General features: G+C 47.6%; 10 protein-coding genes and 1 tRNA gene. All 11 read right to left on the bottom strand.

Going from position 1 to position 10,072, the window contains the following annotated elements; all coding sequences use genetic code 11:
• Position 1 precedes the first annotated feature (1 nt).
• Positions 2-77: transfer RNA gene (locus ACTHR7_RS10605), tRNA-Val, on the bottom strand.
• A 69-nt stretch (positions 78-146) separates the two neighbouring features.
• Positions 147-2,129, bottom strand: coding sequence for a cation:proton antiporter domain-containing protein (locus tag ACTHR7_RS10600; RefSeq protein ID WP_440370786.1), 1,983 nt, complete (start codon positions 2,127-2,129; stop codon positions 147-149).
• A 268-nt stretch (positions 2,130-2,397) separates the two neighbouring features.
• Positions 2,398-3,144: a 3-oxoacyl-ACP reductase FabG gene (gene fabG / locus ACTHR7_RS10595; RefSeq protein ID WP_049336356.1), complete on the bottom strand. Its 747-nt coding sequence runs from the start codon at positions 3,142-3,144 to the stop codon at positions 2,398-2,400.
• Between the two features lie 109 nt (positions 3,145-3,253).
• Positions 3,254-4,327, bottom strand: a complete 1,074-nt coding sequence (locus ACTHR7_RS10590) for a hypothetical protein (RefSeq protein WP_440370785.1) — start codon at positions 4,325-4,327, stop codon at positions 3,254-3,256.
• The gene (locus ACTHR7_RS10585; RefSeq protein WP_440370784.1) at positions 4,324-5,367 is read right to left on the bottom strand and encodes a glycosyltransferase family 8 protein; all 1,044 of its coding nucleotides are present in this window, start codon (positions 5,365-5,367) and stop codon (positions 4,324-4,326) included. The genes ACTHR7_RS10590 and ACTHR7_RS10585 overlap by 4 nt, the downstream gene beginning before the upstream one ends.
• Positions 5,360-6,430 (bottom strand): hypothetical protein, encoded by a 1,071-nt coding sequence (locus tag ACTHR7_RS10580; protein ID WP_440370783.1) that lies wholly within the window; start codon positions 6,428-6,430, stop codon positions 5,360-5,362. The genes ACTHR7_RS10585 and ACTHR7_RS10580 overlap by 8 nt, the downstream gene beginning before the upstream one ends.
• Positions 6,431-6,485: 55 nt before the next feature.
• Entirely contained in the window at positions 6,486-7,487 is a 1,002-nt protein-coding gene (locus tag ACTHR7_RS10575; RefSeq protein ID WP_315040237.1) for a hypothetical protein, read from the bottom strand.
• 73 nt (positions 7,488-7,560) lie between these two features.
• A complete protein-coding gene (gene fabD, locus ACTHR7_RS10570; RefSeq protein WP_315040238.1) occupies positions 7,561-8,487 on the bottom strand; it encodes an ACP S-malonyltransferase in 927 nt (308 codons plus the stop codon).
• A gap of 9 nt (positions 8,488-8,496) precedes the next feature.
• Complete coding sequence (locus ACTHR7_RS10565) at positions 8,497-8,844, bottom strand: DUF1294 domain-containing protein (RefSeq protein WP_315040239.1); 348 nt, start codon at positions 8,842-8,844, stop codon at positions 8,497-8,499.
• Between the two features lie 51 nt (positions 8,845-8,895).
• Positions 8,896-9,858 (bottom strand): beta-ketoacyl-ACP synthase III, encoded by a 963-nt coding sequence (locus tag ACTHR7_RS10560; protein ID WP_440370782.1) that lies wholly within the window; start codon positions 9,856-9,858, stop codon positions 8,896-8,898.
• Positions 9,859-9,871: 13 nt separating this feature from the next.
• A partial coding sequence (locus tag ACTHR7_RS10555; protein WP_440370781.1) for a hypothetical protein occupies positions 9,872-10,072 on the bottom strand: 201 nt, incomplete at its 5' end.

Below are 10,072 nucleotides of genomic sequence, written 5' to 3'. Positions count from 1 at the left end.
TTGGTGGGTGATGACGGAGTCGAACCGCCGACATTCTGCTTGTAAGGCAGACGCTCTACCAACTGAGCTAATCACCCAGGCGCAAAATTGCGAAGACGCTATTAAACCAAAAAATCCTGACGCGCGCAAGATTTATTTGCCGATAATTAGATATCTCCCTGCAAGCACCAGTTTTCAAAGGAAATAATTTCTTCCTGCTTGCCTGCAACAACCAAAATATCGCCGGTTTCCAAAACAAAATCAGGGTCAAGGTCTTGGATTTTTCCGGTATTGCGGCGGATAAACAATAGTTTCAGATAATGCGCCGCCAATGGCAATTCACGGATGGTTTTACCGATGGCGTGTGCCTCGCCTTGCAATGGGAAAGCGTGGCGGCAGACGGCCTTGCTGTCTTCATCGGAGAAGCTGTCATCATCACTGCCGACAAACAAGTCTTGCAAAGATGCATAGCGGCTGTGACGGATGTGGGTTATGGTTTGATAAACATGGTTGTAGGAGAGGCCGTGGCCCAACATGGCATAGCTTGCCAGCACCAAGCTGGTTTCTTTGGTATCGGAGACGGTTTCTTCCGCACCCATTTCGGTAAAGGTTTTGACGTAATCGTCATTGGTGGCGCGAACATAAACCGGCATGCTCGGATGCATGGACATGATGTTGCCGAGAACATGTTGTGTTTCATGCATATTGTTCAGCGTGATGACCACCATTTTGGCGCGTCCCAAGCCGGCGGCTTCCAAGACTTCGCGGCGTTTGGCATCGCCAAAGGAGACAGGCTCGCCTGCGTTGCGTGCCACTTGTACACGGGCAATGTCCAAGTCAAGGGCAAAGTAGGGGATGCCTTCTTGCGCCAATACACGGGCAACCGATTGGCCACCGCGTCCGAAACCGATAATCAGGACGTGTTCGGATTTGCTCATGGTTTCCACCAGCATGGAGTGTAAGTCCAAGGCTTTCATGTCCCAGTCGGATTTAACGAAGCGGCTGACGATGGCATCGCTGCTGCCCAAAATGAATGGCGCGGCAATCATGGAGAGCAAGACGGCTGCAGTGGCTGCTTGTTCCAATTCGGGCGAAACCATATTGATTTTGCTGGAAATAGCCAGCATCACGAAGCCGAACTCGCCGCCTTGCGCCAAATAAAGCGCACTTTTGAGGCTGTCGCCCACAGGGTTTTTCATGCGCAAAGCGATGATGAAGACGACCAGTGCTTTCAAGACCAGTAGGATTGCCAACAAAATCAGGATTTGCTGCCAGTTGCCGATCAGCGCCTGAATATCGAGCTTCATACCGACAGTAATGAAGAAGAAGCCCAGTAGGATGTCGCGGAATGGACGGATGTCGTCTTCCACCTGAATACGGTATTCGGTTTCGGAAAGCAGCATACCGGCAACGAATGCGCCTAATGCCATAGACAGGCCTTCAAGCTCTGTCAGATAGGCCACGCCCAAAGTAACCAGCAAAACGTTGATCATAAAGAGTTCGGACGATTTGCGTTTGGCAACCAGTCTGAACCAGCGAGACATCACACGGCTGCCGATAACGAACAAAATGCCCAAGGTCAGCAACATTTTCAAGCCGGCCAAGCCCAGCTCTACCCACAAGTTGCCTTCGCTGCCGCCGGCAAGTGCCGGAATCAGAATCATCAGCGGTACAACGGCAATATCTTGCATCAGCAAAACACCCATGGCCATTTGACCATGCGGCTGACCCAGCTCGGTTTTCTCCGACAGAATGCGGCTGACGATGGCAGTGGACGACATGGTCAGTGCGCCCGCAGTGGCAAACGCCCAGTTAAACGGCGTGCCCATTGCCATCAAAATGCCCATAATTGAGAGCATGGTAATGATGACTTGCAAACCGCCCAATCCGAATACGAGGCGGCGCATGGCTTTGAGCTTGGGCAGGGAGAATTCGAGACCGATGCTGAACATCAAGAACACAATGCCGATTTCGCCCAAATAGTCGGTGGCGTGGCTTTGCGGAATCAGTTTGAACATACCCGGACCGGCAATAAAGCCGACCAAAAGATAACCGAGCATGGAAGGAATGTTGAATTTGCGACAGTAGATAACCGTAATGACGGAAACCAACAGGACAATGACAATGGGAGCAAGGGAGAATTCGTGCATAGAGTGGGCGGCCTTTCGTTAAAAGTAGCTATTGTTATATAGGCCGTCTGAAACACGTCGAAAACCGACAGCAAACCCAAATAAAAACGCACAGAATGAACTTCATTTCTGCGATTTGATTTCCCGTATCATGCTTATTTGGACTTACTGTTTCGAGCGTTATCTAACGGATTATTAAGATTATATCAAGATAGAATGTAAAGTAGTGTTTTGATTGACAAAAAGGGCCGTCTGAAATATTCAGACGGCCTTTAAATAAACAAACGGTTTAAGGCATCAACATGCCGCCGTTGACATGAAGTGTCTGACCGGTAATGTATTTTGCCTGATCAGAAGCCAAGAACAAGACTGCATCGGCAATATCTTGCGCTTCACCGAATTTGCCCAAAGAAGTTTGCGCTTCAAAGGTTTTGCGGGTTTCTTCCGGCAGGGCGCGGGTCATATCGGTGTCGATAAAGCCGGGGGCAACGCAGTTGACGGTAATGCCGCGGCTGCCGACTTCACGCGCCATAGATTTTGAGAAGCCGATTAAGCCTGCTTTTGCCGCCGCATAGTTGGTTTGCCCGGCATTGCCCATCACGCCGACAACGGATGTGATGTTGATGATGCGGCCGGCACGCTGTTTCATCATGCCGCGCAATACGGCTTTGGAGGCGCGGAACACAGATTTGAGGTTAACCTGCATGATGTCGTCCCACTCTTCCTCTTTCATGCGCATCAGGAGGTTGTCGCGGGTAATGCCGGCGTTGTTGACCAGAATATCCAGTTTGCCGAATTCTTTTTCGATGTCGGCAATCAGGTTTTCGATGGTTTCAGGTTCGGCAGAATTCAATGCACGGCCTTCGCCGCCCCATTGTGCCAAGCGTTCGCCGATTGCAACCGCGCCACTCTCACTGGTGGCAGTGCCGATAACTTTTGCACCGGCCGCAGCCAAAGTATCGGCAATCGCCGCACCAATACCGCGCGATGCGCCGGTTACCAAAGCGATTTTGCCGCTTAAATCTTGTGTACTCATGTTTTATTCCTTAATTGCGATTGGAAAAATGGTTTCAGACGGCCTTATACCACGAATAGGTTTTTTAATCTAATTTTTGTCGGCAGGTCGTTTGAAAGGGTTGTGCATGCTATGAATCTGCTTCGGGTAAGCCGATTACTATGTGTGGCGGAATATTTAGAACATAGTTGACCCAGTTTCTGAAACTGTATTTTTGATAAATTTTGGCCGGAAGCTCGTGATAAGGTCTTTCCAAAAACTCGTCCAGTCCGTCAAAGGTTTTTTCATCCCAAATATAGATATTGTCGGGATGGTAAAAATCATATTCAGCAACATGGATGTTGGTAGTAATCAGTTTTTTACGGTAACCAACTGCTTCGATAGTGCGGAAGGATAATCCTGTGTGTATGGGGGTTTTGAAATCTAGCAATACCTTGCTTTGTTGCTCTCGGTGTATGTTTTCGGCAAAGCTGATAGGTTGCAGGGTGGCTTTGATGTTTTCGGGATAGGTCTCGTGATGTAGTGCCAGGCTTCCTTGGTCAATATGGTAGATGGTAAAGTCCAAATTCCAGTTTTTCTCTGATGCATAGCGTGCAAAAGTGGCAATTGCCTGATCTCTTTTTAGAACGGGTAGATGTGCACCGATAAAGTAGAAGTCAGATGAAATTTCTGAGCTTTCTGCTAAGTTTTCAAAATAAAAATTGCTTGCAGGGTAGAGGTGGCCCATATATTTCTTAATATCTTTGGGGTCAAAGACATAAAAGCGGTCAAATAATTCTATGGTTTCTTTGGCTTGGGGAAATCTGTCTATACCGTCAGGTTGGTAGGCAACTATGGATTTTTGGGTTTTTTGTTTGATTTTGAGCAGCAGATCTTTTGGGTACACCTGACCACCCAGAATGAGGGCATAGTCAAAAGATTCGTAATTGTCTATGAGTTCGGATGTTTTCTTATGGATTGCTTCAAAGTGCAACCTAGCCGTTTCTTCAATTAATTTCTTTTTAGCATCCTTTTTACGGAAGATATTTTTTCGGACAAATGTATCCAGCCTCATGCGGAGAGATTTATATTTGAACGGAGGGGCAATGTGGCCGTAGCTTATATCTACGACCTCAAAACCGTATTTCTTAAGATGGTCAATTACTAAACTTTCCATTTTATTAACGCGAAGCATGCCGAGTAGGATAATGGGTTTCTTACTCATAAATAAGTTACTCCAAGGGATGATTTTTGTTTCATAAGATTAAATTTCCGTAGTAAGTATTCTTTGTAGTACGCTAATGCCTGTTTTTTGTTTCCTTGCTGCCATAAGCGATTGGCAGCTTGTTTGTATTTTTGGTAGGAATTAGAGAAGTGTAATGTAGTTTTTAGATTTTGATGGAAATAACCATCATACCAAGGAGACTTTCTATAAAAAGAATCATAAACAGGATGGAAACCAAGATGATGCCAAGGCTTGGTTCCGCCGATAAAATGAACAAGCCGGATATTGTTAGGGTTATCGTTTAGTTCTTCCGCCCGGTGGTGCCAATGTATCCAATTGTAGGAATCGGGCAACCACCCTACTTTACCTTTGCAGCTTAGATTGAGCAGATCTTGATCCGGACATGCCAAGATAAATTTGCTGAGTTCGACTTGCCGTATTTTCTCGCTTAGGATAGTGTAAGCGGATGATTCGTTCCAAAATTTGTTGTTAAACAGCAGTACGCCTGAATTGAAGTAGGGGTCTGTACTTCTAAAACCGAATACATTCAATTTGTTGATGTAGGCACGGTAAAGTGTTGTTTCTGGAACGGCTGCGAGAAGTTTGCGGTCAAGGTTGACGGTAAACAGTTCTGATATATCGCCTAAGCAGAGAACGTCTGTGTCCAAGTAGAGTGCAGTATCGCTTATATCGCCAAGTATGGCGGGTATGCACATCCGGTAGTACATGGCGATGGTGAAATAGCTGGTTGTCTGCAGGGTAGAAAAATAATCTGTATTCAGGTGATAAACCGTTACGGCGTAATTTGGATTGATATTTTCTAGTTGGTTGAAAATATCGAAGTTATAATTTTCCGAACCGCTGACCAAGAGATGAAAATGAATAGGAAAGCGGTTGTTTGCCAAAACAGAGAGCATGGATGTGCCGATGTGGCGGATGTAGTTTTGATCGGCCGCATAGACAATATGTTGCACGGTTGTTGCTGGCTGGCGTGTCCTGATAGGAATTACAGAAGTCAGCAGCTTTTCCTTGTCAAACATTTAAATTCTCCACAACTTCTCTATCGATTTCAGGTAATCCGATAGGGATATTCGGTTCAATATCAAATGCGCAGCTGATCCAGTTGCTGAAGCTGTATTTGTGTTTTAGGCCGGGGACAAGCGGTACATACGGCAAGGTCAGGAAGGCTTTGAGTTCGTCAAGGTTGCTTCCATTCCAGTAGAACATATTGTTCGGGTGATAAAAATCGTAATGTACGATGGTCGGATTGGTCGTAATCAGTTTTTTGTCTAAACCGATCGCTTCGAAAATCCGCAGAGAGAGGCCGTAGTGCTTGCGGTTGAGGAAATCTACCAATACGGAGGATTTGGCCGCTTCTTCTAAGTTTTGACGATAGGAGAGGGCGTTTTCAAAGGAGAAAAACTCGACTTCGGGAATGCCCAAAGCCGCTTTTTCTTCTTCGATTTTCTTGCTGGCCAAGCGGAAATCTATTTCTAAACCGATTGAACGTGCAGCTTCGCAAAATGCGCGGATGTCGTTGTTGCGGTCGGCGGCGTACGAGCCGATAAACAAGATTTTGTTTTGCGGGTTTTCAGACGGCCTGAAGCAGTCAAAGTAGAAGCTGGTGGTCGGAAAGAGTTTTTCGGTGTATTCGGGATGTTTGCCCTGGTCAAACGGATCGAAAAAGTAAAATTTGTCGAAAAATTCGATGTTGTCGAAGTCTTCTTTTAAGAAGGTCAGGGCTTCCCAGTTGTAGTACACCATTAGTTTGGAATGCGCCCTGAGCTTGGCGATAAAGTCTTTCGGATAGGCACCCAGCCAAATCATGAAGCAATAATCCGCTTGTTCGGGATGTTCGCTTAACAGGGTATTGAGGCGTTCTTCTACGGCGCGGAACATGGTTCGTTTTTTGAAGTCTTTTTGTCCAAGAATATTTCGATACCAGATTTTTTTCAGCCGTTGAAATACATTTTTGTATTTGAACTCTTTTTCTTCATAGGTCAGGGACAGCACTTCAAATCCGCATTTCTCCAAGTTCTCAATAATGAGTTCGTGGATTTTGAAGAGTTCCGGCATGGCGAGAATGACTTTTTTCTTACTCATAATGTATTCAATATAATATTTTGTCAGGCAGGTATATTTGCCATAGGCAATAGGGTTAATCAATGCCGAGCAGGCGGTTTAGCCATTGTGTAAACGAATAATAGGCTTTGATTTCAGGGGCAGGTTGCTGATACGGGCGTGCCAAAAACTCAGGCAATGCGTCTAAATTACCGCCGTCCCATACGAACACGCGGTCTGGGTGGTATAGGTCGGTTTCCAAGATATGTTTGTTGGTGGTAATCAGTTTTTTATCGAAACGCAACGCATCAAAGATACGGAATGATAAGCCGTAATGTTCGAATTGTGCAAAATCGACGACTGCGCCGCAACTTTGCACTTGGCTGAGGTTTTCTTCAAAGCTGAGGATGCTGCTGCGGTCGAGATAGCGGATGCCGTTGTGTCCGAAGGCTTTTTCAGCCCTGTCGTCTTTGCAGTAGATATGAAAATCCAAGGGTAGGTTGAGGCGTTCGGTTTCTTGGATAAAGCGTTTGGTTTGCTCTTCGCGTCTAAGTTCGTAGCCGCCTAAAAAGTAGAGTTTGTTAGTGGGTGCATATTCAGCCACGGGAAAGTCAAAGTAAAAATTGGTGGTGGCTTTGAAATGGCATTGCGGATATTTTTGAATATCGTCGGGGTCGAAAACCCAGCATTGGTCAAAATAATCCAAATATTCAATGATGTCTGGGAAGCGGCCTACGCCATCCCATTGATAATTCACGCAAACATTGCTGTGTTCGCGGATGGTGGCGATAATTTCTTTGGGGTAAATATTGGCGCGGATACAGAGCGCATAATCGGCTTTTTTGCCGTTTAGTGAGGCTAGTTTTTGCTGAATGTCGTCGAGGTGGCGGCTGTATTTGAGGTATTTTTTATAGTTGCCGTCTTTGGTGATGTGTTTGTGGTAGAGGTTTTTGAGTCTGCTGCCTAAGTTCGGATAATAGGAATCTCGGTCGTCATAGCACAGATTAATGACATTAAAACCAAGAAAACGCAGATTTTTTTCGATACATTGATCCAGTCCGTACATGTAGGGAACGGCAAGAATAATGGTTTTTTTCATAATGTATTCGGATTGGAGTGGGTTGATTTTTCAGACGACCTTACCTGACAGGATAAGGCCGTCTGAAAACGTTTTAGTGGGCTTCAATAAATGCAGCCACTTGGTCGGCATTGGTCAATGCGCTGCATGCGGCTTCTTTGTTGATGCGTTTGGCGAGGCCTGCGAGGACTTTGCCGGGGCCGCATTCGGCGGATTCGGGAATGCCTTCGGAAACAAGTGCGTTGACTGTTTCTGTCCAGCGCACCGGGCTGTACAGTTGGCGTACCAAGGCATCTTTGATTTTGTCGGCATCATCGTAAGAGGCAACGTCAGCGTTATGGATGACGCGGATTTGCGGTTGTTTGATGGTGATGTCTTTCAGCGCTTCGGCAAGTTTTTCCGCTGCAGGCTTCATGAGGCTGCAATGTGAGGGAACGGAAACAGGCAGCGGCAGGGCGCGTTTGGCTCCGGCTTCTTTGGCGGCAGCCATGGCGCGTTCGACTGCGGCTGTATTGCCGGCAATTACGACTTGGCCTGGGGAGTTGAAGTTGACGGCTTCAACGACTTCGCCTTGTGCAGCTTCGGCACAAATTGCTTTTACTTGTTCATCTTCCAAACCCAAAATAGCGGCCATTGCGCCTACGCCTTGCGGTACGGCAGATTGCATGAGTTCGGCGCGCAGACGAACCAGTTTGACCGCGTCTGTGAAATCCAATGCGCCGGCAGCGACGAGGGCGGTGTATTCGCCGAGGCTGTGGCCTGCAACAACGGAAGGGATTTTACCGCCGGCTTCTAAGTAGGCGCGGTAGGTGGCAATGCCGGCAGCCAGCATGATGGGTTGGGTGTTGACGGTTTGTCCGATTAATTCGGCATCTTCGCCGTTAATCATTGCCCACAGGTCTTGACCCAATACGGCGGAAGCTTCGTCAAATGTGGCTTTAACGATGGCTTGCTCGGCAAAGCCGTTCATCATGCCTAGGCTTTGTGAGCCTTGTCCGGGGAAAAAGAATGCGAAAGACATGGTAATTCCTTATTGGTTTGAATGTTTGAGGGTGTCTGCCAGCAGAAGGAGGGTGGCGACAGTATTGGTTGCGACGGTCAGCCGGAAGGTGCGGACAAACTCGGGTTTGCTGGTTTTGTGCCTGAATGCGAGGCTGCCGCAATAACCGCCCGGCCAGCCGCCAAGCAGGTTGAGCAGGTGCAATTTTGCTTCGGGTATGCGTCTGCCGTGGTTGCGTGCGCGCTGTTTGTCTAGGTAGTAAAGCAGGAAAACGTATGCACTCAGTGCGAGATAGGCGATTGCCAGTTTGGGCAATATCGCAGCTGTTATGCTTAAAAACAGACTGCTGATGCAGAGTGCAAACGTTAGGGATTTCATGGGTTTGAGCAGAATAGGCCGTCTGAAAGGGATGTTCAGACGGCCCAACCGTTAGTATTTTACTAAGACCGCACCCCAGGCAAAACCGCCGCCGATGCCTTCGAGCAAGAGATTTTGTCCGCGTTTGATTTGGCCGTTTTTAATACCGACATCCAGTGCCAACGGAATGGAGGCTGCGGAAGTGTTGCCGTGGTCTTGGACGGTCAAGATCACTTTGTCTATGCTCAAGCCCAAGTGTTTGGCGGTAGAGTCGATAATGCGCTTGTTGGCTTGGTGCGGCACAATCCAATCGATTTGGTCGGCGGTGTAACCGGCTTCTTCGATAACGTCATCTGCAATTTTTGCCAGCATTTTGACGGCAAATTTGAATACGCCGGGGCCGTCCATGCTGATGTAGGGCGAACCGCAAACCTGGCCGTTGGCGATTTGCCCGGGGACGTTTAAAAGGTTGAGGTAGTTGCCGTCGGCTTTGAGTTTGCCGTGGATGATGCCCGGTTCGTCAGATGCGCTTAAGACAACCGCGCCTGCGCCGTCACCAAAGAGGACGCAAGTGGTGCGGTCGTTCCAATCGACGATGCGGCTGAATGTTTCCGCGCCGATAACCAAAGCGTTTTTCGCCATGCCGCTTTTGATATAGGCATTGGCAGTGGTCATGGCATACATAAAACCGGCGCACACGGCTTGGACGTCAAAGGCGGGGCAGCCGTTGGTTATGCCTAATTTTTGCTGAACGATGGTCGCAGTGGAGGGGAACTGCATATCGGGAGTGGCTGTGGCAACGATAATCAGGTCGATGTCGTCAGCCTGTAAATGGGCATCTGCCAAGGCGCGGCGTGCTGATTCGGCGGCCAAGTCGCTGGTTTTTTCGCCCTCGTCTGCAATATGGCGGAATTTGATGCCTGTACGCGTGGTAATCCATTCGTCGGAAGTGTCCACTTTTTTGGCAAGGTCGTCATTGCTGACGCGGTTGGCAGGAAGATAGCTGCCTGTACCGGAAATTTTGGCATATTGCATGAGAACGGCCTTTTTAGAGAGTTGATTCAGATAGTCGGGTATTGTAAGCGAAAATGGGAAAATTCCCAATATTAAGAATGAAGTCGGTGATTAAAGATAAAAACAGGCCGTCTGAACATTTTGGAGTTTCAGACGGCCTGAGACCTTTGCAAAATTCCCCAAAATCCCCTAAATTCCCACCAAGACATTTAGGGGATTTTCCATGAGCACCTTC

It is taken from the genome of Neisseria sp. P0007.S010 (assembly GCF_051962875.1).
Lineage (GTDB): Bacteria > Pseudomonadota > Gammaproteobacteria > Burkholderiales > Neisseriaceae > Neisseria > Neisseria subflava_A.
This window is presented reverse-complemented; position numbering and strand designations above follow the sequence as displayed.